Genomic DNA, 23,584 nt, shown 5'->3' with positions numbered 1-23,584 from the left:
TCATCTAAATCAGAATCATCCCAATCATCATAATCCTCATCATCTAAATCAGAATCATCCCAATCATCATAATCCTCATCATCTAAATCAGAATCATCCAAATCGTCTAAGCTATCATCCAACCCATCATCAAAATGATTAATACCTATTATATCATTTACTGCGTCGTTTCCATCTATGGTTATATTTTCATGTGCACTTGCTGCTGAAATAGACAGCACCAATATAAGCAATGAAAATATAATTACTTTAGTTTTAGATTTCATTCATTAAACCTCGATTTTAATTTTTATTCCTAATTCTCTTTAAAAACTAGAAATAATGTTTTTAGCTTTAAATGATATTATTTCCAATATTAAAATGCATTATTCAGTACATTATTTTTAAAAAATAATAAGATCCAAGCTAAAAAAATTATTCCCAATATTTAAAATTAAGAAAAAATATTTTTCATTAATTTAAATATTTTATAAAAATAGTGGGAAAATCCCTAAAATTTTTTTAAGGGATTTTGATTTCAATTACTCCAAATAATACAAAAATAGAAGTATCTTCTACAATAAATGGAGAAATAACATTATGTTTTTTAAAGAGAACATAATCGTGGTTATCTTCTTGTTCATCACTGGTAATGGTATCAATTTCACTAACTTTTGGAAGATTTTCATAACTCTTATAATGTTTAGTTAAGTTAGTGTTAGTGCATTCACATCCAATCATATGATAAAAAGTAGATTGAATATTTTCTGGTATATTGTTAGATAAACAATTAATCTGTTGGTCAAATTTAAAACTTTGTATTGCTAAAGTTTTATCAGAATTGTCTTGTGCATCACGCCAACTACCTACATCATCAGATAATTGTAAATCAGATTCCATATCAAATGAATTAATACAAACATCAGGGATTGTATTTAAATCAGATGTTTGATTCATTAATGTTATATTGTCGCGAATAATCAGCATATCCGAAATATTACTATCATCAGAACCTATAAATAATTCCATTTCATCATTCAAATCATGCGAATTGATTATTAAATCTACATCCTGATAAATACTGTAATCTGAATAATTAGAATCGTATTTATGGTTTCTTAGCATTGGATTATAATTGGACGATGGAATATTCGTCATTACATTATGAGTAGATGGCGAGTTCATGATTTTATCAAAAATATCAAGAAATGCATTTACATCAATTAAATTGATATAAGAATCAACATATTCCGCCCCAAAGTCCATAAAATTAATCAAATCATATTTCAACTGATTAATCTTCATAAAATCAACAATATGGCTGTTGCTATTAAAAACATCTCCAATTTTATTTTCTTCAATTAATTTTTCTAATGAATCGGATTTTAAATAATCAAAATATTGTCTGTAACTGGAGTATGTTTCCGCAAAAATGTCTTCGGCATGAATGTCATTAATAATATCATTTAATGCTTCAACACCTATAGCATCAGGGGATTGAAACTTAGAAAGCATTCCATTAATACTATTTTCATTATCTCCAACATCTGCGTCATCAACCTTTGAATAATATGAAGATGAAGATGATTTGTGAATAGCAATATCCTTAATTGAAGAAGATTTATGATAAGATACGCCATTAAATCCATAGTCTGCAGAGGCATCATGCTTGTCCCATGAGCCAGGACATGTATCCTGTTCAATATCCTCTTCTGAGATATTTTCATCATCATCCATAACCTCATCATCTAGGATGGGATTCTCGCTAATGTTATTTTCATTATAACCTTGACCGGAGTCAAACTCAACATAATCTGAAGTTGAATCAGTTCCATCATCAACTGTTATATTTTCTTCTGCACTAACGGCAGACATTAGCATGAATATTGTTATTAATGAAAAAATAATAATTTCTTTTCTAAATTTCATATTCGCAACACAATGACAAATTTATCGATTGACATATAAATAATTTTTGTTTTACTATTTCACCTGCCCATGCTTAAAAACAATAAAAAATAAAGATTGATAAGTTAAACTAATATTAAAATGTTAAAAATCATATAATAATTATATAACTAATTTTAAGATTAAAAAAAAGAAAAAATAAACAAGAAAGTTCAAACGATTCTTTGTGCGGGAATTGAGCGATACCACCCCACATCCCAAATTTTAAGTTAGCTCATCAAAATATTTTTAAAAAGATCTTCATTAAATTCCATCCCCCCTCATAAAAAGATGATTAACAAATATCTGATTTGGAATATCACACTAAAGATAAGATTAACAAACATACTCCAACCATGATATTTAAGTATTCCTTGTTTTTATATCCTAAAAAAATTATTATTAAACATAATATTATTTGAATTATTGTTAATATTATCCTTAACATTAATTAGCCAACTCTTTTAAGTTTTTTAATTGAATGTAGGAAGTATTATATACTACTGAACTAGAAAAATATGAGTAGATATTATGGGAAATTAATCCCATAATATACATTTCAGCAGTTCAATTAATGCAGTGATAAACATTAGAACTGCTGAGATGAAGCTCATTTTTTCATCATCCATTGTAGTATCACCTCCCTACGAAATAAATATTTATTTATCCGATTATATAAGTTTTAAGAAATGTATGGCCTTAAAAATTGTTTTCACTATTCAAAATTGCTTTGAAAAAACCATACTATATAAATATTTCCACAATCTTAAAAAAAAAATAATTATCTGTCCATTTCATGAAAATGTAAACTATTTAAAGGACAAAATACAGACAAATATTAAATAAAACAGAGGTGAATGCACATGGCAAAACCTATTGGTGAAACTCCAACATTATATGGTAAAGAAGCTAGAGACTTTTTAAGAAAAATGAATGAACCTCCTAGCAGAGAAGACCGTGAATTTAGAAAAAAATGCGAATCTCAAAGAATAGTTCTATTTTAACTTTTCTTGAGATCAAGATAGAAATAAAAAGTTTGTTCAGGATTTTGTTTAATAATCCTGTCCAACTTCTCTTTAATTAATTTATCATCTCTTTTTAAATTTGAAAAGTGATTATGAACTGCATAAAAATTATAAGCACTGGCATAACCTTCAACAACAATAAACCTTAAACCTACATCATTTTCAGATAATTCCCTAATGGAGTTTATGACATTTCTGAGAATATGCGAACCTAAACCATTATTTGTATATTTTTTATCAATTGCAAATCTTCCTATTTTTATCGCAGGCAATTGCTTCTTTTTGGGAACTTTTTCAATATTTTCATTGTAATGATGTTTTAATTTTAACCGAATATTTTCATCACGAATATTCTTTAAAGGGATAGTATCAGTTAGTAATGATACAAAGCCAATTATCTCATCATCACAAGTGATTAGCTTAGTGATATTTATTTTATCCTGTTGTTGGATTAATGCATCATTTTTAACAAAATCATTTAAATCATCAGAGCCACATTCAAAATTACTTAAATCATGTTTTTCAGTTAATGTTTCAAATTTATAATTGTCTTTAATATATTCAATATCCATAATACAACCTTTATTTATTTTATTTTACATTACAAAAGAAAATTCATCTCAATTTAATGATTTAAAACATTTGACTAATTTCAATTGAATATAAAACAGATTTAATATTACTTTAGTAAAAAATAATACATATTAACTTCTGAAATGCGACAGTATGTAAAATCACAGATATTAAAAAACAGGACGAACCACACGATACCATCCTACTTATGAAAAATTCAAAATTAAACATTAATCGTTTAAAATAATAAATAAAACTACAAACTTATTGAATTAATTCAAAACAAGTTAAAAAATATACAATAATCAAATAACAAATTATTAAACTAAAAAAAGAAAAAATAAACAAGGAAATCTATACGATTCCTTGTGCGTTCATAGCATCAACAACTTTCTTGAATCCTGCAATGTTTGCTCCTGCAACATAGTTTTTGTCCATACCGTATTCTTCAGCAGCAGCTGCAGCATTTTCGAAAATGGTTTCCATAATAGTTTGGAGTCTACCGTCAACTTCTTCAAAAGTCCAGGATAATCTTTCTGAGTTTTGTGACATTTCAAGTGCAGAAGTTGCTACTCCACCAGCGTTTGAAGCTTTACCAGGTGCGAATAATACGTCATTTTCTTGTAAGAATTCGGTTGCTTCAATAGTGGTTGGCATGTTTGCTCCTTCAGCAACTGCTAAAACTCCGTTTTCAACTAATGTTTTAGCGTCTTCTAATTGTAATTCGTTTTGGGTAGCACATGGAAGAGCGATGTCACATTTAATGGTCCATACGCCTTTGCCTTCGTGGTATTCAGCACTGTCTCTAGCTTCAGCATATGCAGTTAATCTTTCTCTTCTAATTTCTTTTACTTCTTTTAATAACTCAACGTCGATTCCTTCAGGGTCATAAATCCAACCGGTTGAATCGGAACAGGTTACAGGTTTACCGCCTAATTGTTGAGCTTTTTCGATAGCATAAATTGCTACGTTACCTGCACCGGAAACTGCAATGGTTTTGCCAGCAATGTCAATGTCATTAGCTTTTAACATAGCGTTGGTGAAGTATAATAATCCATATCCGGTAGCTTCGGTTCTTGCAAGGGATCCTCCGAAGGTTAATCCTTTACCAGTTAATACTCCTTCGTATAATCCTCTGATTCTTTTGTATTGACCAAATAAGAAACCGATTTCCCGGCCACCTACACCGATATCTCCAGCAGGCACATCAGTGTCTGCTCCGATGTATTTGCATAATTCAGTCATAAAAGATTGACAGAATGCCATGATTTCTCTGTCGGATTTTCCTTTAGGATCAAAGTCAGATCCACCTTTTCCTCCACCAATTGGAAGACCGGTTAAGGAGTTTTTGAAAATTTGTTCGAAACCTAAGAATTTAATAATACCGAGGTTTACAGATGGGTGGAAACGTAATCCGCCTTTGTAAGGTCCGATTGCACCGTTGAATTGTACACGGTATCCGGTGTTTACTTGCACTTGTCCGTTGTCATCTACCCAAGGGACACGGAATTTGAATTGTCTTTCCGGATTTGTTAATCTTTCAAGAAGTGCGTTTTTCTTAAATTCATCTTCATTTTCTTCAATTACAACCCTTAAGGATTCCAATACTTCGCGTACAGCTTGGTGGAATTCAGGTTCGGAAGGGTTTTGTTCTATAATGGTTTCTATTACTTCATCTACGTATGACAAAAAACATTCCTCCAAATTTATAATTTGAATTAATAAATATTATTAAAATAATTTTTATGAAAGCAACATATTTTAACAATATAATTAGATATTTGAATCTCATAGTATTTAAATATTTTTCAATATTTGATAAAAATATACATATATTATTCAAAAAAAATTAGATTTATCTTATACATATTATAATATATATAAAAAATATTAAGAAAATAATTAAATCTTTTTGGATATTAATTCAAAATGTCTAACTAAAATTATCAATTATTGTACAAAGTCGGAATACATTTGCCACCAAAGAATTCCGAGTAGTGGAAAATTAAAATGTACAAATAATTTAACACCGCCACCCAAAATACCGAACATAATCTCCCATTTCACATATAAAAATAAACAAAATAATACCAAAATGAAAAAAGCATATCTCTTTATATACAATAATTTACATAATAATCTACAGTAACATAGCGAATTTTAAATTTAATCAACAAATGGAGAAAAAAATAATGAAAATTACCAAATCCCAATATGATGAATTGAAAAACAGCTATTTATCAAAAAACAGAAGCATGCATTCATTGTATATGGAAATAAATAAAGAAAACACCATAGATAAACAGTTATTCTTTAAATTAATCAATAAAATAAGAAAAGAAGAAGGATTAAGTGATTTTTACACTCCAAAATCTAAAAGAACAATGTTTCCAGATGAAAACCCTTATGTATCAGTTTAAAAAAAAAAATGGAAAATAACCACATCAGAATTAATGTGATTAATATTCAACATAATACCTCAATATCGCAGCAATTCCACCAAAAGCCCTGAAGAGTTGCATTCCCTCTTCGGTTTCAGTAGAAATAAACTCGACATCAGTATTCATTTCTTCAGCTTTTTCAATAAAATCGTCAGCCAGATCCATGGAAGATTCTTCTTTTAATGTTTCACCACAGTTAGGACATTTTTCCTTAAGGCCGTCGGCTTCTGATTGATTCTTAACTGTGACTTCCTTTTGAGTTCCACAGCTTGGACAAGTCAACACTTTGCGCATGCTTGTCAAATCTTCAGATAAAAGCAAAATGTCAACAGCACCCATAATCAAATTGTTTCTAACTTCATTTTCACCATAAGAGCAAAGGCCTTTGTCTTTGGTCAGTTCCTTGATGAATCTTTGGACAAGTTTCTTTTCATGCATTACATCAAGATTTTCCAAGTCATCAGCAGATTTGGCAATTACTTCACGGATACCCTCATCACCAGTGTAGGAAGTATCGACAATAGTTATTACCTTTTCCTTAAGTTCATAATGTAAGTATTCCCCATCATAGAAATCCTTCTTGGTAAAACCAGGCCCTCCGATAATGATTCCTTTCAAGTCATCTTTCAAAGGAAGGAATGCTTCGTTCATATGGTCCCCAATACGTTTCAAGAACTGGTGAGCCAAATCTTCAATTACACGGTCGAACCTTCTTTGTGATTGTCCCCCGGCTTTGTGTTTTCCAGGAACACCACTGGTCAAATGACCTAAAATGGTTTCTTTTTTACCTTTTAGTGTAGCGTAGGTTGCTTCGTTTCTGTCAATAACAGCAACACCATAAACATCACGCTCTTCAATCATATATTCCAAAGGTTCAACGAAAAATTCGTTGTTACATTTGTACCAATAGGTTGTAACCGGTTCAGGAGGTTCAATAATGTATTTTTCCATCTTTTCAGTACCTGGACCTCCTTTTGGAATCATTCCAACAAAAAGAACCAGCCCGTTTTCAGGAGGCTGTCTGTATAACTTGATACTTTCTAAAATTACAGCAATTGCAGATTGTACATTTTTTCTTGTTTGTTTACTCTTAATGTTAGCACTCTGACCCATTTCATCTCTCATGTGCTTACCAACATCACTTAATTGTTTAGTTGGTGGAATATAAACGGAAACAAGCTCTGTACCTCTACCTCTTTTATTTGATAACTCTTTTAAGGTTTTTTTAAATTCATATAATTCTTTTGATGATACGTCTGCCATGTTATCCCTATAAAAATTAAATTAATATAATAGTAATAAATATCTTTTTTTAAATATAAATAATTAATGAAAAAATCACTCTAATTTATCATTTCCATATTTTTCAAATAATTTAAGATTGTCATCGTCGATGGTATTCATTTCAAGCAAATCCATTCCGGTAATGTCCATTATTTCCCTTGCAAGGAAAACGTAAGTGTCGGGATAGTCATTATATCCGAATATGTGCCAGATTACATCGCCATTGAAGACAATCTCAAGATACCAGTCATAACCTTCCAAATCATCAGGATCATATGCATTTGACTTAAGATGATATTCATTCTGGCTCCACATGTAAACATGATACTTTTCAAGAAGATTTAAAATCAACTCTCGAACAGAGGTAGTAAGTTCCCCTTCAATATATCCGTCAATCGTACCCCTTTCAAAATTAATAATCAGTCTTGGATTTGGCAGTTCATAAGGATAACAGCGATAATGACCGAATTCTATGCATTTTACATCAAGCTTAACTCCGTCCAGATAGACTCCATCCCTTCTGATGTCATGATACAATGGAGTGGCCAATGCCTTTTGATGGTTGAGATGCAGTACGTCAAAGCCAAAGAAGTCACACAGAAGCTTGCCGAATTCAATCCAATTTGGAGGAAAGTTATTCTTAAACGAATATTCTTCATAGCCATCGGAGGAATAGATTATCACAATGCATGAGTAAATCATCTCTATCTTTTCAAAATAGGAGAACTTTTCAGACTGATAATTTTCAAACAGCTTCAAATCATTGAAATGGCTTAAAAAATCACCAGCATCTTTATCTTTAAATTTTCTTATTTCGCTGGTCATATTGCGTCTCAAATCCACCAAAATATCTATCCATGAATCGTCGCATAGGCTGTTTTCATCCAAAAACTTGTCGCCGCTGCCCCTCTCTGAAATTTTATAGTATGCCATATTGGCCAGAAAATCAATTGTAAAACATTCATAATGGCGATTGAGGCGCTTGAAATTAAATCTCTGAGTAATCTCTATTTTTTCAATCATGCTAACTAATATTATCTATTACAACTTTAATATAATTATTTGAAAAATCAATTAAAAAAATATATAAACAATTAATATTTAATTAATAAAATAAGTGATATTATGATGAGACGATGTCCGCAATGCGGTTCCGCAGGTGACGATATATATGGATTTTGTATAAAATGTGGATATGAGTTTCCGAAAGTTGAGCATGACAAACACACATGTCCCCTATGTGGATTTACGAATCCTGATGAAGCGGATTACTGCGTCAAATGCGGCAGCCCTTTAATTTTTAAGAAATCATTTGAAAACCAGAAAAATGTAATCAATCCTATTGTGGTTAAAAAAGAGTTTTCAACAGGACATGATATTGAATACAAAAAAACCAGCAGATTGCTGATATTCATAGGATATTTCTTTGCAATAATCGGAAGCATAATCGGACTTCTGATTGCACTCTATCTGATAACCCGAAAAGATCCGAGTGCAAAAAGACACGGATACATTCAGATTGCTATAATACTGTTCTACCTAGTAATACTTGCAGTACTATTCATAACAGGTTCAATCCCACCGGAAGTTCTAACAGACTACAAAAGCTTACTTATAGGCAACTTTACCCCTTTCCATAGGTAAATACATTATAATGGCTCCTTCGCCACTTTCATAATATCCCGGAACCACACGGTCCTTTATGAAATTGAACCTTTCATAAAACTCAACCGCACCAGCATTACTTTCTCTAACCTCAAGATAGATTGCATCAATCGGAAGCATTGAAAGAATGGAAATTGCACGTATGAGCAATTCTGTTCCAGCTCCCTGACGGCGATAGTTTTTATCAACAGCTATTGAAATTATATGGCCTTGATTTTCATATTTTACCCAGAACATCACATATCCGACAACATAATCGTCCTTTTCAGCTACCAGAAAACCAATTCCCATTTCATACAACTGCTGAAACATGTTTATTCCATATGATTGGTCAAATGACATGTTTTCAATTTCAAAAACCCTCTTTAAATCTTTCGGAACAAACTTTCTAATTTTCATACAAAAAAATATTATAGAAAAGCATATATTTAATAATTTTGATTGATTAAATTATTCTAAGGAGTAAATAAAATGTGGCAAGATTTCGCAGAGTATATCCTGAATGAGGTTGGAGATGAAGATGTCAAAATTGCAGAAGTTGCAGTTGGAAAATTCGGCATGACTGCAGAGATGCTGTCTTCAAAGGAAAACATCAAATTAATCAAAACAGACATCAGCCCGGCCGATGAAAGCGTGATAAAAGACGACATTACAAATCCAGACTTTAGGATATATGAAGGCGTTGACATGATTTATTCAATAAGGCCCCCAAGTGAACTGCAGCCCCATCTGGTAAATCTGGCTCAAAAAATCAACTGCCAGCTAATTATCAAACCATTGACAAACGAAGATTTGAATACACCTGGAGTTAAAATGAAACTGAAAAATTTCAACAGGGCAAGCTTTTACATTTTAAGGTGATAACATGAGTGACATACTTACCCGATACGACACATCACTGGACGGACTCAGCTCAAGTGAAGCTGAAAAAAGACAGAAGAAATACGGCCTGAATGAAATTGCCGAAAAACCACCTACACCATTGTATATACTATTTCTATCCCAATTCGTAGATATCCTGATTGGACTTTTAATCGTTGCTGCAGTTGCTGCATTTGCAATTGGAGACGTTATAGATGCAGGAGTGATAATTCTTGCGGTTATGCTGAATGTGATTATGGGATTTATCCAGGAATACAGATCACAAAAGGCCATTGAAAGCCTTAAAAGCTTCATTACAAAGCATGCCATCGTAAAAAGGGAAGGCCAAATTAGGGAAATTGATGCAAAAACATTGACTGTTGGAGATATCGTAGTTCTTGAAGAAGGTTCAAAGGTACCTGCAGATTTGGTTTTGATTGAAAGCAATTCCCTCAGCTGTGACGAATCACAACTTACAGGAGAGTCCAAAGCAGTAGCAAAAGAGATTGACGACAAACTTTACATGGACTCCAACATCCTTTCAGGGAACGGACTTGGCGTTGTTGAAAACATTGGAATGGCCACAGAAATCGGAAAAATTGCAGACATTGTCCAGGAGGATGATGAGGAAACCCCTCTTGCAAAGCGTGTTGGAAAACTTGGAAAGACCTTGTCTGCAATTGCAATAGTCGTATGTATAGCCATATTCATCATGGAGTTTTTAAAGGGAATACCTCTTGTCGAAACATTCATGACTGCAGTTTCACTGGCAGTTGCAGCAATTCCTGAAGGTCTTCCGGCCGTATTGACATTGACACTTGCCCTTGGAATGTCTGAAATGGCAAAGTCCAATGCAATCGTCAGAAAACTCTTATCAGTTGAGACTTTAGGATCATGTACTATCATCTGCAGTGACAAGACCGGTACATTGACCGAAAATAAAATGACTGTAGTCGAGAGCTTTTACACAAATGAAGATAAAACACACTTAATAGGAAAATTATGCAACAATGCAGTTCTTGACAATGACAAAATCATCGGAGATCAAACCGATGGAGCCATTCTAAAGCATTGCAAGGAATACGATGCATCACTTGAAAGGATTGATGAAATACCACTTGACAGCAATCGTAAAATGATGACTACTATACACATATTGGATGGTGAAAATAATATTGTTTTATCCAAAGGTGCTCCAGAAATAATTTTAGACAAATGTAAATACATAGATAGAAATGGAAGTATTGAAATTATTGATGCTGAAACCAAGGAAATGATACTTGAAAAGATTGGTGAAATGAGCGGACATGCACTCAGGACAATCGGATTTGCATATAAGATAAATGACACCGAATCGCCGGAAGAAGATTTGACATTTACAGGACTGCTCGGTTTAATCGATCCACCTAAAAAGGATGTAAAAAAATCAGTAAATGAGTGCATAAATGCAGGAATCGGCATAATAATGATTACTGGAGACCACGAAAAGACAGCCTGTGCAATTGCAAAAGACATAGGCATTCTAACCGACGGAAAGGTAATGACCGGAAAAGAACTTGACCAGTTAAGCGACGAAGAATACCTGAAAATCGCTCCTGAAATTCAAGTCTATGCTAGAGTAAAACCAACACAGAAAATGAAAATCGTGGAAACACTTAAAAAACTGGACAACATTGTTGCAATGACAGGTGACGGAGTAAATGACGCTCCAGCACTTAAAAAAGCATCAATTGGAGTTGCAATGGGTGACGGAACAGATGTTGCAAAAGAAGCATCAGACATGATTCTTCAAAACAATGACTTTACAACAATCGTGAAAGCCATTGAAGGGGGAAGGAAAATATATGACAACATCAAAAGATTCGTCAAATATCAGGTTTCCACAAATGTAGGGGCAATATTGACAATCGTCGGGACTTCCCTTCTGAATCTGCCACTGCCATTCAATCCGGCACAATTGCTATGGCTCAACATCGTAATGGACGGACCACCAGCACAAATGCTCGGTATTGAAGGAGCTGAAAGGGACATTATGGAAAGGCCTCCTGAAAAGGGAGACATACTGACCAAAAATACAATGCTTCAGATATTGATTTTAGGCATAGTGATGGCAATCGGAACAATATGCGTATTCACATATGAAATATCCACCGGCGTTTCAACAACAAAGGCAATGACAGTTGCATTCACATTATTTGTAGTATATCAATTGCTGAATGCATTCAATGGAAGGGCAAACTCAGAAAAATCAAGCAAATTCCTCTACTTAGGAATCATCATATCATTCCTGCTTCAGCTGTTGATTTTATACATTCCGCAGTTGCAGATAATATTCAGAACCACATCAATAGACATGATTGATTGGATAATAATTTTGATTGTATCATCAACAATACTGATAACTCAAAAGATAATGGATAAGGTGATGAAATGAAAATACTCCTGCTTGGAGGAACTAAGGACTCAACAAACATCATAGAATTTATTAAAAGCAGATATGATGCATACATCCTAACGACAACCACCACAGAATATGGTGCAAAACTGGCCATGCAAGGCGGAAGCGACGATACCATAGCTTGTCCACTTCCAAAGGATGAAATCATCAATATAATAAATGAAAATGACTTTAACATTCTTATTGATGCAACCCACCCATTTGCAAAGCACATTACACAAACCAGCACAAGCATAGCAAAAGAGTTAAAAATTCCATATCTTCGTTTTGAAAGGCCCATCACCGACCTGAAAAATATCGATACATCACACATCCATTATGTAGATTCATTTGACGATGCGGGAAAATTGATAGCTGAGAGTTTCAATGAAGGAAATGTTCTGCATTTTGCAGGAGCCAACACCATGGAAGACATCCTGAAATATGTTCCCGCCGAAAGGTTCTATCCAAGAATTCTGAAGGTGGAAAGCTCACTTGAAAAATGTGAAAAACTAAACATCGACCCAGGCCACATCATCCCAATGAAAGGAGCTGCAAGCCTTGAAGAAAACATAGAGCTTATTGAAAGATACGATGCATCAGCAATGATTACAAAGGAAAGCGGTGAAATAGGCGGAGTCGTTGAAAAGATACAGGCCGCAAATGAAAAGGACATTGCAGTAATAATGATTCAAAGACCAAAAATAGATGAATTAAATAAAAATGATATTGTATCTAATATGGATGAATTAGATATTAAATTAAAAAACTTTTTTTAAAAATAGATGTAAACGCCGAGACTGGGATTTGAACCCAGGCGAGGGAAACCTCACAGGATTTCAAGTCCTGCGCCTTACCAGACTAGACTATCTCGGCATATGAAAAGGAATATTTAGAAGGATTCTAAATATTTATCCTTTAAGTTCAATTTCGATACTAACATTATCAGGAACATTGACTTTCATAACTTGTCTCATTGCACGTTCATCAGCTCCAATACCGATTAAACGTTTGTGAATCCTGAGTTCCCATTTTTCCCAAGAAGCTTTACCTTCTCCATCTGGAGATTTTCTTGTAGGTACAACTAATTTTTTAGTTGGTAATGGAATAGGACCAGATAAGTCAACACCAGTTCTTTCAGCAATTTTTTTAAGTTGATCACATACGTATGCTAATTTTTCTGGGTCAGTTCCTGTAAGCTTAATTCTTGCTTGATTCATTTATTCTCCTCCAAAAAAACAAAAAGAAAAGAAAGTATGAAATACTTTCTAATTATTGTTTACAAACTTATTTTGCTGGGGTAATGTTAAGACATAAACCTGCTGCAACAGTTTGACCCATATCTCTGATAGCAAATCTACCCATTTGAGGGATTTCTTTTGCGTTTTCGAGACACATAGGTTTGGTAGGTTTGATTTTTACAATAGCTGCGTTACCGGTTTTTAAGAAGTCAGGGTTTTCTTCGTCAACAGCACCAGTAGCAGGGTTTAATTTTTTGGATAATTCTAAGAAAGTACATGCTACTTGGGAAGTGTGACAGTGGAATACAGGAGTGTATCCAACGGTAATTACACCAGGGTGTTGTAAAACAACAATTTGTGCATCGAATTCTTTAGCTACAGTAGGAGCGGAATCAGTGTGTCCTGCAACGTCTCCTCTTCTGATATCGTTTTTACCTACACCTCTTACATTGAATCCGATGTTGTCACCAGGTTCAGCGGAGTCGAATACTTCGTGGTGCATTTCGATAGATTTAACTTCTCCGGAAGCTCCAGCAGGTTCAAAGATAACGTTTTCACCTTTTTTCATTACACCAGTTTCAACTCTTCCTACAGGTACGGTTCCTACACCAGTAATGGAGTAGACGTCTTGAATAGGAATTCTTAAAGGTAAGTTAGTAGGTTTTTCAGGTGGGGTTAATTTGTCTAATGCATCAATTAAGTTGTCACCTTTGTACCAAGGAGTGTTAGGAGATGCATCGTTAATGTTGTCCCCTTCGAATGCAGATAATGGGATGAAAGGTACATCTGCAGGGTTGAATCCTACGGTTTTAATTAAGTTTGATACTTCTTCTTTTAATTCGTTGTATTTGTCTTCGGAGTAATCAACTAAGTCGATTTTGTTGATAGCAACGATTAATTGGTTGATACCTAAAGTTTTGGATAAGAACACGTGTTCTTTAGTTTGAGGCATTACACCGTCGTCTGCTGCAACTACTAAAACACCAGCGTCTGCTTGGGAAGCACCAGTGATCATGTTTTTAACGAAGTCTCTGTGTCCAGGACAGTCTACTACAGTGTAGTCGTATTTTTTGGTGGAGAATTTTTGGTGAGCTAAATCGATAGTTACTCCTCTTTCTCTTTCTTCTCCTAATTTGTCCATAACAAATCTGAATTTGTTTTCTCCGTCATCTAATTGTTGTTCAGCGATTGCACCAGCTTTTAATAATAAGTGTCCAACTAAAGTGGATTTTCCGTGGTCAACGTGTCCAATAAATGCTAAGTTAAGATGTTCTTTTTCTTTTGCCATAATAATAACCTCTTTTGTAATATTATCAACATATATTTATAAGCCTAAATGATAGCTTAAATAAACTTTATCATTCAACATATAAAAAGATAATGTTTTTTTCATGATTTTTAATAAAAAAATTAAAAAAATTAAAAATATAATTTTTAAATTTTAAATTTATAAATCTCCTAAGTAATGACTTGGAGGGAAAGGTTCAGCAGATAATCCTTTTCTTTGTCTGATTTCCCTTACGATTTGATTTTGCATCTCACGTGGGAGTGGTTCAAATCCTGCAATTTCAGTAGACCATAAACATCTACCTTCAGCAGCAGATCTGATGTCTCCAGCGAAACCGAACATTTCAGCTACAGGTACTTTGGATTCAATTCTAGCCATGTCACCAGTCTCTTGACCCATGTTGACAATTTGACCTCTTCTGTTTTGAATCTCACGAGTACATGCACCCATGTAATCGTTAGGAGTATCAATGACTACTTTTTGCATAGGTTCGAGTAAAGCAGGTTCTGCTAACATCATAGAACCTAAGATTGCATTTCTGATAGCAGGCAATACTTGTGCAGGTCCTCTGTGAACTGCGTCTTCGTGAAGTTTTGCATCGTTGAGTTTGAATTTTAATCCCATGGAGATTTCTTCACCTAAAGGACCACTTTCTAAAGTGGATTCAAATCCTTCGAGTAATAATTCTTTAACTTCGTCCAAGTATTGAATACCACGAGTCATGTTAAGGAAAATGCTTCTGTTGTGAACAGCCCATACTCTTCTAGCTTCTTCTTTATCTAATCCAGCTTCCATGAAGTCGTTAGCTGATTCTTTACCTTTAACTCTACCTTCTTTGATGTCACCATCAGCGATTGCATCGTAAAGGCTTGGTTCAATAGGTTCAACAGTAATGTAGAATCTGTTGTGTTTGTTTGGAGATTTACCTTCAACTTGTGGAGAAAGTTTTTTAACGGTTTCTCTGTATACAACGATTGGTTCGGATGTGGTAATGTCTACACCTTTATCTTTAATTCTGTAACCAATAACTTCTAAGTGAAGCTCACCCATACCGGATACTAAGTGTTCACCGGTTTCTTCGTTAATATCGATTTTAACGGTAGGGTCTTCTTTACCAGTTTGTCTTAATACTTCAATTAATTTTGGTAAATCTTTAGTATTTTTAGCTTCTACAGCAACAGTAACTACAGGTTCTGAAATGTGTTCTAAACCTTCGAACTCTTTGATTTTGTCTTCAGGTGAACAGAGAGTTTCCCCAGCGATAGCACCTTTTGCACCAGCAACATATACAATGTTACCTGCAGGTACCTTATCGGTGTTAACTCTTTCAGGACCGAAGTATACACCTACTTGTTGTACTCTGGATTTACCGTGAGAACCAACGAGATATACTTCTGTACCTTTTTCGATTGATCCACCGTATACCCTACCAGTAGCGATTTCACCAGCGTGTTTGTCTACAGATACGTTGGTAACCATTACAGCTAAAGGTCCTTCAGGTGCGGTTTCAACCATACATTTACCTGCAGGAGATTCGATGTCTCCATCCCATATGTTAGGTACTCTGTATACTTGAGCTTCTTTAGGGGAAGGTAAGTGTTCTACTACCATACCTAATAATACATCAGATAAAGGTACTTTTTGAGCTAATTCTTTTTCATTTTCAGCGTTACAATAATCAATGATGTCTTTGAAGTTAATTCCAGTTTCTTGCATAGTTGGTACGTTAATAGCCCAATTGTGGTATGCTGAACCGAAAGCTACACTACCATCAGTGAAATCTAATTTCCATTCTTCTTTTTTCTCTTCAGGAGCCATGTTTTTGATTAATTTATTAGCTTCCATGAAGATTTTTAAGAATCTGTTTTGTAACTCTTCAGGTTCTAATTTTAACTCGTTGATTAATCTGTCAACTTTGTTAATGAATAAAACCGGTTTAACATTTTCTTTTAATGCTTGTCTGAATACTGTCTCAGTTTGAGGCATAATTCCTTCTACAGCACAAACTACTACTACTGCACCATCTACAGCTCTCATAGCACGAGTTACGTCTCCACCGAAGTCAACGTGACCTGGAGTATCGATTAAGTTGATTAAGTATTCACTATCTTTGTAATCGTGTACCATGGATACGTTAGCTGCATCAATAGTAATACCACGTGCTTGTTCTTGTTCATCAAAATCTAAGAATCTTTGATCACCAGCAAGTTCTTCGGAAATCATTCCTGCACCTGCGAGCAAGTTATCAGATAAGGTAGTTTTACCGTGATCGATGTGAGCACAAATACCAATATTTCTGATTTGTTCAGGTTCATACATCAATTCTTTGATTTTTGCAATCATTTTGTCTCTTCTACTCAAAATAACCACCTATATATAAGCATTATGATTAGTGCGCTGCTTTAGCAACTCTTTCTTTCTCTTCAGCTTTTTGTAAAGCGAAACTTCTTGAATCTTCTTCAGAAGCAAGAATTAATTCATCAGCTAAACATTCAGCAACAGATTTTCTGTTTTTGAATGAAGATTGTAAAGTACCTCTGGTCAAGAATCCTAATGAAAGGTCTACTCTTCTTTGTGGTGAGATATCTACAGCTACTTGGTATCCAATACCACCGTATTTAATACGAGTAGTTTCTTCACGAGGTGCAGTGTTTTCAACTGCAGTAACTAAAACTTGAACAGGATTCTTTTTAGTTCTTTTATTGATAATTTCTAATGCATCTCTTACGATGTTGTAAGCTTTATTCTTTTTACCAGAGTTGAGATGGGTTCTCATTACTTTGTTCATTAATCTTTCAACAATAGATACTTTAGATTTTGCGAATTGTCTTTTTACGTGTCTACCAGAAGTATGTGGAACTAAAGTTTCATCTAAGCAGATATATTTTACTAAACCTAAGTCCTCAACTTTTACTTCATCGAGATCCCATTTATTGAATAATTTACTCATAAATATAACTCCTTATCTTACAGGTTTTTCTATTTTTCCACTTACCATTTCAGATAAAGCTACGTTGTTAACTTTGGAAACTTTCCAACGAACCCCTGGAATATCTCCCATGGATCTTCCGGATGGTCCACCGATTCCTTCAATCATCACTTCATCGTGTTCATCGATAAATCCGATAGCTCCGTCACCTGGTGCGAAAGCAGTTAATTGTTTACCGTTTTTGATTAATTGAACACGAACACATTTACGGATAGCAGAGTTAGGTTGTTTTGCTTCTATCCCTACTTTTTCGATTACAATTCCTCTTGCTTGAGGAGCTCCTTCGAGAGGGTCTGCTTTAACGTCTAATCTTAAAGCTCTCCTTTTGTAATCCACGTCTTTCCACTTAAAATTTTGTCTATTTTTTTTAAGTTTTTTTGCAGCAAAAAGTCCTGGCATATTTTATTCCTCTAATCTTTTTGTTAAAAGCGTATCTAAGAATCCACCGCTGCGATTTATACTATAATCTACATAGTACAATCTAAATTCTGAGATACAATCAGTAATAATAATTAATTTAGATAAATAAGTTATCTAAAAGAAGATATCTTGAAATAATTATTAAAAACAATGACAAAAAGCACACATAGTCATGTTATAAAACAGTACAGATATCTTATGATAGAATATATATTTCAACCTTTATAAAGGTATGTATTTGTTTTATAAATATAAATAAAAAAAAGTATTTTTCAAAAAAAAAATAAATTAAAATAAAATAGCTCGAAAGCTATTTTAAAATAATATTGTCAATATTATGTTGTCTGTTTGCTAATAATTTAGCCCTTTCAATATTGATTCCATTTTTACCGATAGCAATACGTTTGTTAGTATTATCTGCTGTAACAGTAGCTATTTTTTTACCTGACTGCTTTTGACTTACTTTAACAGATTGTACTTTAGCAGGAGATAAAAGATTTTTAATGAATTGTATAGGGTCATCATCTAATTCAATGATTTCTACACCTTTATCTACTGCTCTTTGAACTTTAGATACGGAACTTCCTTTCTTACCAATAGCGAGTCCCATGTCACCATTCTTTACAACGAAAGTAACTTTACCGTGTTCATCATCGATAATGCAATCTTTAACCATTGCTCCAGTCATATTTTCGAAAAGAGCTATGTATCTTATTTCATTTGCACTAAATTTAATAGACACTTAAATCTACCTCAAATCGTCTAATATAGTAGAATCTCCTGGATCGTTTACGATTAATGTAGCAACAGTAAAAGGTTTACCACAAACAGAACCCAAATCTACACTAGTTCCATCATATACTAAGGATGGAATTTCGGAAAGATTTGCGTAATATTCAACATCTTCAAGAATTTCTTTAGGAGCGTTACTAGCAACAACAACAAGTTGTCCTTTTCCTAATTTTAAAGATTGAATTGATTTTTCAGAGCCTAAAGTCACATCACCAGTGTCGACAGCTACCCTGATTCCTCTATCTACGTCCATCATCTAGCCTCCTATTCATTTTTATAATCCATTTTGACACCGACAGAACCGGTACCAAGAGGTATTGGTTGTCCAATAATAATATTTTCGATGATACCAGTTAAATCATCCACTTCACCGCGAATACTTGCACGAAGCAAATGTTTACCAGTTTCTTCAAAAGCTGCACGAGCTAAAACACTTGATTTTTCACCACTAATACCATGTCTTCCAATGGATTTTACAACACCTTCTGAAGTCATGATATCTGCAACTAACATAATATGTCTTACATCTACACTAAGACCTTGTTCTGAAAGAGTATTTTGAGCTTCGTTAATAATAGATTGACGAGCTGCTTCGATTCCTAAAACCTCACCGATTTCATGAATGTTATTGGTGGTAGTTCTCACATGATCAATACCTTCCATGTCAAGAATTTCTTTAAGGTTGGATCCTTCGGTATGGATAATCCATTCATCATCACGACGAATAATAACTTTTCCGATACCTTTTATACCACTAATCTGTAAATCACGAACCTTATCTGCTAAGAGACGAAGTTCCCTAATTTCAAATTTAACATCTGAGGATTTGGAATCCGGTTTTCCTGATGGAATAACAATTTCATCATTATTAATAACAGCTTTCTTGAAAGTTTTTCCAATTATAGCATTGATTTCTTCACGATCAAGTCTTTTTTCCTCAATCTTTTTACTGTCTAAAATTGCTTCAACTTCCATAGTACCATAATTTAAATTGAAATCAGAAAGAATATCGTTTATAGTACTTTTACCAATCTTGTTAGCTAAAGTTCTAACAAACTCTTCATCATTACGTCTTTCTTCATCAAAGTAAATATCCATAGTTGGAGTAGCAATCTCTTTTCTTGCATCAACAATCTCAATAAGTCTCGGAAGACCTAATGTTACGTTTAGCTCAGTTACCCCTGCATAGTGAAAAGTACGCATAGTCATCTGAGTACCTGGTTCACCAACAGATTGAGCAGCTACTGTTCCAACAGCCTCTCCAGCTTCAACATGAGCTCGGTCATAGGCATTTTTAAGCTTGATTACTAATTTTCTTAACTCATCATCAGATAAATCATTTTGAATATAAGCTTTAGCTAAATCTTCGATATAACTATCTGGAAAATCAATGTTGAGATTTTCTGAATCATTAATTTCAGCAATTGTGTCATTTATCTTAATTATAATATCATCCATAGTTACACCTACTTACCTTCCATTCTGATTTCATCAATAAGTTTATTTAAGTCAGCTGGTTTACCAAAGTCTGATTTTGCAGGATCCACACCATCTTCACCGAACATGGTTTGGATAACATTACCTTGGTTGTCAGTAACAAGTCCTGACTGTTTAACTTGTAAATCTTGCAATGCGTTTACGAGTCTTCTTTGCATGTAACCGGATTGTGCGGTACGAATCGCTGTATCTACAAGACCTTCTCTTCCTCCCATTGCGTGGAAGAAGAACTCAATTGGGTCAAGACCTGATTTGTAACTTGAGTGTACAAATCCTTTCGCTTTAGCCCCTAACTCACCTTTCTTGAAGTGAGGTAAGGTACGGTTTAGGTAACCCCTTTCGATACGTCCACCCCTAACCGCTTGTTGTCCTACACAAGCAGTAATCTGAGTAAGGTTCAACATGGATGCCCTTGCACCGGTACGTGCCATTACTACAGAGTGGTTTTCAACAGCCATTACATGTTCGTATGAGTCATCATCAGATTGTTTACCCATTGTGAGGTAATTTTCTGCAATCTGACCGGACATATCCCTAGCTTCCCCGAGAACTTGCATGATTTTCATCTCTAAAGTCTCTTCAAGACTTCTACCAGGTAAAGCTTGGAGATAACCTTCTTCATAAGATTCAACAAGTTTATCTACTTCAGCCATCTTTTTATCCAAGTGCTCGTTAATACGATCTTGAGCTTCGGAAGGAATTTCTTCATCGTTTAATGAAGTGGTAATTCCTGTTTTCATGATTCCACAGATAGCAAGGTCAGTGGAACGGTCTAAGAACTCCTTAGCTCTTCCAGGACCATATTCTTTAACGATTTTATCTAAGATTTTACCTGAAAATGATCCGTAAGCGGATTCATCGATTACACCTTGAGTCAAGATACCGTTTTTGATAACAACGCTTGCATCTGTTTCAGGGTATACTACAGGACATTTTGAAATCTCAGCACTGTAAGATAAGTTTAAGTCATTTGGTAATAATAATGAGAACAATTCTTTACCTGTCCATTTATCTCCTTTGTCTTTGTAGATAAATGATTCTTCATCGTGGTCAGAGTCATATTTTAAAATCCATTGACCGGACTTGAATTCAGGTATTTTCAAGTGGGATTTGCGTATGATTTGTAGTGCTTCTTCTTCTGTGAATTCGACACCATCCCTGGTTAAAAGATAAGCACCGGAAATGTGGTCGTGAATAGCACCGATAATTGGTCCTCCGAACCTTGGAGATAGAATGTGTTCCTGTACACGCATCAAGGATTTAGCTTCTGCACGAGATTCATCAGTCTGGAATACGTGCATGTTCATTTCGTCTCCGTCAAAGTCCGCATTGTATGGAGGACATACGCATAAGTTTAATCTGAAAGTCTTGTATGGAAGTACTCTTACTTCGTGAGCCATCATACTCATTCTGTGAAGTGAAGGCTGACGGTTGAACAGTACCATATCTCCATCTTTCAAGTGTCTTTCAATAATGAAACCTGGTTCCAATTGTTCTAGGATTAACTCTTTGGTTTCTTCGGAATGCACTCTGATTTTTCTTCCGTCTTTTCTGATTACATAATTTGCACCAGGGTGAACTTCAGGACCGTTTTCAATGTATTTAATCATTTCATCCATGTTCCATTCGTTTACATATACTGGTACGGTTACTTCTTTTGCAATCATTTCAGGAACACCGACCTCATTGATACTGATGTTTGGGTCAGGTGAAATTACAGTACGTGCAGAGAAGTTTACACGTTTACCTGAAAGGTTTGATCTGAAACGACCTTCTTTACCTTTTAACCTTTGGGTTAATGTTTTGAGAGGTCTTCCGGATCTGTGTCTTGCAGGTGGAACACCACTAGCTTCATTATCAAAGTAAGTAGTAACGTGATATTGTAATAATTCCCATAAGTCTTCAACAATCAATTGTGGAGCACCAGCTTCCATGTTTTCGAGCAATCTTTGATTGATTCTTAAGATATCTACAAGCTTGTGAGTCAAGTCGTCTTCAGACCTCTCACCAGTATCCAAAGTAATTGATGGCCTTACAGTTACAGGAGGAACAGGAAGCACTGTTAATACTAACCATTCAGGTCTTGCAACTTCAGGATTAACACCTAAAACAAATGAATCATAATCAGTGATGTTTTCAAGTCTTTCACGTACTTCAGATGCAGTCAACTTGTAATCTCCACGACGGATTGTTACAGGTTTGTCTAAAAGAATAGGTTCTTGGATTAATTCTTGCAAGTATTGTTTGACGAAATCTCTTAAACGTCTTTTGAATTCTTTTTGAACTTTATCTTCAGATTTTTCTTCAGCTTCAGCAAGAATATCGGTTTTTTCCTCTTCTAACTCAACAATTGCATCTTTATCAACTTCATCGCTTTCTTGAAGTTTTTCAATTTTCTTGTCGATTTTGGCAACCTTTTTCTCGAATTCCTCTTCGACATCTTCAACTATCTTGTCATGAAGTTTGTGTAAATCATCAGCATTTTTAGCTTCAATCATATCATAGCTTGCTTCAATATCAGCCATTGATTGATTTTTCTTACAGTGTGGACAGAGCTGTTTTGGGTCAATGTATTTGAAGTGAGGTTTTCCCTCAGTTTCATCTCTTTCCATGTAAGCTTCAGCATAAAGTTGATCCAAAATGTTCAATAATAAATCTTCACTATCAGCATCATCATAGTTGTCTTCTCCTTCAGGATAGACTTCTTTCATGATTTTATCAACAATGTCATTCTGTTTAGCATCAGACATTTCGACTTTTTTGGTTTCGTTTTGTAGTTTTTTCAAAATTTCTGAAATGCTTTCCTTGTTTTCCATTGCTTCAGTAATTTTTTTGGTGTATTCTTCAAGAACGTTTTCAGGTAATAGAACACGACCGCAACTGTTACAGGTTGAACGTAAAATCTTATGAATTACATCACCAAAACCAATGTGGATAACAGGTCTTGCGAGTTCAATACTACCAAAGTGTCCTTGACAGTCCCCACCTCTGAAACCACAAGTTCTACAAACTAAACTTGGGTCGATAACACCTAAACGAGGATCCATTAAACCTTTTTCAATAGGAAAACCATCATCCTCATAGGTATCCGGAGTTTCAACAGTAACAACAGACATTTCACGAATGTCATCAGGAGACATTAGCC

The 23,584-nt window shown here is 34.4% G+C and carries 22 protein-coding genes and 1 tRNA gene; 6 read left to right on the top strand and 17 right to left on the bottom strand.

The genetic code is table 11. The features are described from left to right. Positions 1–266 (bottom strand): hypothetical protein (locus QZN45_RS06845; RefSeq protein ID WP_296812006.1); only part of this gene is annotated, 266 nt, incomplete at its 3' end. A gap of 235 nt (positions 267–501) precedes the next feature. Then, positions 502–1,908: a hypothetical protein gene (locus QZN45_RS06840; RefSeq protein ID WP_296812003.1), complete on the bottom strand. Its 1,407-nt coding sequence runs from the start codon at positions 1,906–1,908 to the stop codon at positions 502–504. An 881-nt stretch (positions 1,909–2,789) separates the two neighbouring features. Between QZN45_RS06840 and QZN45_RS06835 the strand changes: the two genes are divergently transcribed. Next, positions 2,790–2,930 (top strand): hypothetical protein, encoded by a 141-nt coding sequence (locus QZN45_RS06835; RefSeq protein WP_292783246.1) that lies wholly within the window; start codon positions 2,790–2,792, stop codon positions 2,928–2,930. On the opposite strand, the gene QZN45_RS06830 is transcribed toward QZN45_RS06835, so the two are convergent. Beyond that, on the bottom strand, positions 2,927–3,523 hold the full coding sequence (locus tag QZN45_RS06830; protein ID WP_296811996.1) for an N-acetyltransferase: 597 nt from the start codon (positions 3,521–3,523) through the stop codon (positions 2,927–2,929). The two genes, QZN45_RS06835 and QZN45_RS06830, sit on opposite strands and share 4 nt — an antisense overlap. A 355-nt stretch (positions 3,524–3,878) precedes the next feature. After that, positions 3,879–5,213, bottom strand: coding sequence for an NADP-specific glutamate dehydrogenase (gene gdhA, locus QZN45_RS06825; RefSeq protein ID WP_292606478.1), 1,335 nt, complete (start codon positions 5,211–5,213; stop codon positions 3,879–3,881). A 503-nt stretch (positions 5,214–5,716) separates the two neighbouring features. Between gdhA and QZN45_RS06820 the strand changes: the two genes are divergently transcribed. Next, entirely contained in the window at positions 5,717–5,944 is a 228-nt protein-coding gene (locus tag QZN45_RS06820; protein ID WP_292882970.1) for a hypothetical protein, read from the top strand. 39 nt (positions 5,945–5,983) lie between these two features. Here QZN45_RS06820 and prf1 read toward each other — a convergent pair whose 3' ends face one another. Beyond that, positions 5,984–7,228 (bottom strand): peptide chain release factor aRF-1, encoded by a 1,245-nt coding sequence (gene prf1 / locus QZN45_RS06815; protein ID WP_292606474.1) that lies wholly within the window; start codon positions 7,226–7,228, stop codon positions 5,984–5,986. Positions 7,229–7,303: 75 nt separating this feature from the next. Continuing rightward, complete coding sequence (locus QZN45_RS06810; protein WP_292606473.1) at positions 7,304–8,272, bottom strand: hypothetical protein; 969 nt, start codon at positions 8,270–8,272, stop codon at positions 7,304–7,306. A 102-nt stretch (positions 8,273–8,374) separates the two neighbouring features. Between QZN45_RS06810 and QZN45_RS06805 the strand changes: the two genes are divergently transcribed. After that, complete coding sequence (locus tag QZN45_RS06805) at positions 8,375–8,893, top strand: zinc ribbon domain-containing protein (RefSeq protein WP_292606471.1); 519 nt, start codon at positions 8,375–8,377, stop codon at positions 8,891–8,893. Here QZN45_RS06805 and rimI read toward each other — a convergent pair. Next, on the bottom strand, positions 8,858–9,313 hold the full coding sequence (gene rimI / locus QZN45_RS06800) for a ribosomal protein S18-alanine N-acetyltransferase (RefSeq protein WP_296811990.1): 456 nt from the start codon (positions 9,311–9,313) through the stop codon (positions 8,858–8,860). The genes QZN45_RS06805 and rimI overlap by 36 nt on opposite strands. A gap of 72 nt (positions 9,314–9,385) precedes the next feature. On the opposite strand from rimI, the gene QZN45_RS06795 reads away from it, so the two are divergent. Genes QZN45_RS06795 through cobK form a run of 3 tightly spaced genes read left to right on the top strand, consistent with a single transcriptional unit; the run spans position 9,386 to position 12,991 of the window. Continuing rightward, positions 9,386–9,775 carry a UPF0146 family protein gene (locus QZN45_RS06795; RefSeq protein WP_296811988.1) on the top strand — a complete coding sequence of 130 codons (390 nt, stop codon included), beginning with the start codon at positions 9,386–9,388 and terminating at the stop codon, positions 9,773–9,775. Positions 9,776–9,779: 4 nt separating this feature from the next. Continuing rightward, the gene (locus tag QZN45_RS06790) at positions 9,780–12,209 is read left to right on the top strand and encodes a calcium-translocating P-type ATPase, PMCA-type (protein ID WP_296811986.1); all 2,430 of its coding nucleotides are present in this window, start codon (positions 9,780–9,782) and stop codon (positions 12,207–12,209) included. Beyond that, positions 12,206–12,991: a precorrin-6A reductase gene (cobK, locus tag QZN45_RS06785; protein WP_296811984.1), complete on the top strand. Its 786-nt coding sequence runs from the start codon at positions 12,206–12,208 to the stop codon at positions 12,989–12,991. Before QZN45_RS06790 ends, cobK begins: the two co-directional genes overlap by 4 nt. A 13-nt stretch (positions 12,992–13,004) precedes the next feature. Here the strand turns inward: cobK and QZN45_RS06780 are convergent. From QZN45_RS06780 to QZN45_RS06735, 10 genes are all read right to left on the bottom strand, one after another. Then, positions 13,005–13,088: transfer RNA gene (locus QZN45_RS06780), tRNA-Ser, on the bottom strand. A 35-nt stretch (positions 13,089–13,123) separates the two neighbouring features. Further along, positions 13,124–13,432, bottom strand: coding sequence for a 30S ribosomal protein S10 (gene rpsJ, locus QZN45_RS06775; RefSeq protein ID WP_042691424.1), 309 nt, complete (start codon positions 13,430–13,432; stop codon positions 13,124–13,126). Positions 13,433–13,499: 67 nt separating this feature from the next. Further along, the gene (gene tuf, locus QZN45_RS06770; RefSeq protein ID WP_292606460.1) at positions 13,500–14,741 is read right to left on the bottom strand and encodes a translation elongation factor EF-1 subunit alpha; all 1,242 of its coding nucleotides are present in this window, start codon (positions 14,739–14,741) and stop codon (positions 13,500–13,502) included. A 159-nt stretch (positions 14,742–14,900) separates the two neighbouring features. Continuing rightward, positions 14,901–17,102 (bottom strand): elongation factor EF-2, encoded by a 2,202-nt coding sequence (locus QZN45_RS06765; RefSeq protein WP_292606458.1) that lies wholly within the window; start codon positions 17,100–17,102, stop codon positions 14,901–14,903. A 28-nt stretch (positions 17,103–17,130) separates the two neighbouring features. Continuing rightward, a complete protein-coding gene (locus tag QZN45_RS06760) occupies positions 17,131–17,691 on the bottom strand; it encodes a 30S ribosomal protein S7 (protein WP_292606456.1) in 561 nt (186 codons plus the stop codon). Positions 17,692–17,703: 12 nt separating this feature from the next. After that, the gene (locus tag QZN45_RS06755) at positions 17,704–18,129 is read right to left on the bottom strand and encodes a 30S ribosomal protein S12 (RefSeq protein ID WP_067044341.1); all 426 of its coding nucleotides are present in this window, start codon (positions 18,127–18,129) and stop codon (positions 17,704–17,706) included. A gap of 331 nt (positions 18,130–18,460) precedes the next feature. Beyond that, on the bottom strand, positions 18,461–18,892 hold the full coding sequence (locus tag QZN45_RS06750) for a NusA-like transcription termination signal-binding factor (RefSeq protein ID WP_292606452.1): 432 nt from the start codon (positions 18,890–18,892) through the stop codon (positions 18,461–18,463). 6 nt (positions 18,893–18,898) lie between these two features. Next, complete coding sequence (locus QZN45_RS06745; RefSeq protein ID WP_292606450.1) at positions 18,899–19,198, bottom strand: 50S ribosomal protein L30e; 300 nt, start codon at positions 19,196–19,198, stop codon at positions 18,899–18,901. Positions 19,199–19,206: 8 nt separating this feature from the next. Further along, positions 19,207–20,400, bottom strand: coding sequence for a DNA-directed RNA polymerase subunit A'' (gene rpoA2 / locus QZN45_RS06740; protein WP_292606448.1), 1,194 nt, complete (start codon positions 20,398–20,400; stop codon positions 19,207–19,209). Positions 20,401–20,408: 8 nt separating this feature from the next. Further along, positions 20,409–23,579, bottom strand: coding sequence for a DNA-directed RNA polymerase subunit A' (locus tag QZN45_RS06735; RefSeq protein WP_394346767.1), 3,171 nt, complete (start codon positions 23,577–23,579; stop codon positions 20,409–20,411). Between the last annotated feature and the right edge of the window lie 5 nt (positions 23,580–23,584).

The organism is uncultured Methanobrevibacter sp. (assembly GCF_900314695.1).
In the GTDB taxonomy this organism is placed as follows: domain Archaea; phylum Methanobacteriota; class Methanobacteria; order Methanobacteriales; family Methanobacteriaceae; genus Methanocatella.
Note: the sequence above shows the minus strand (reverse complement) of the source record. Positions and strands in the feature narration are given on the sequence as shown.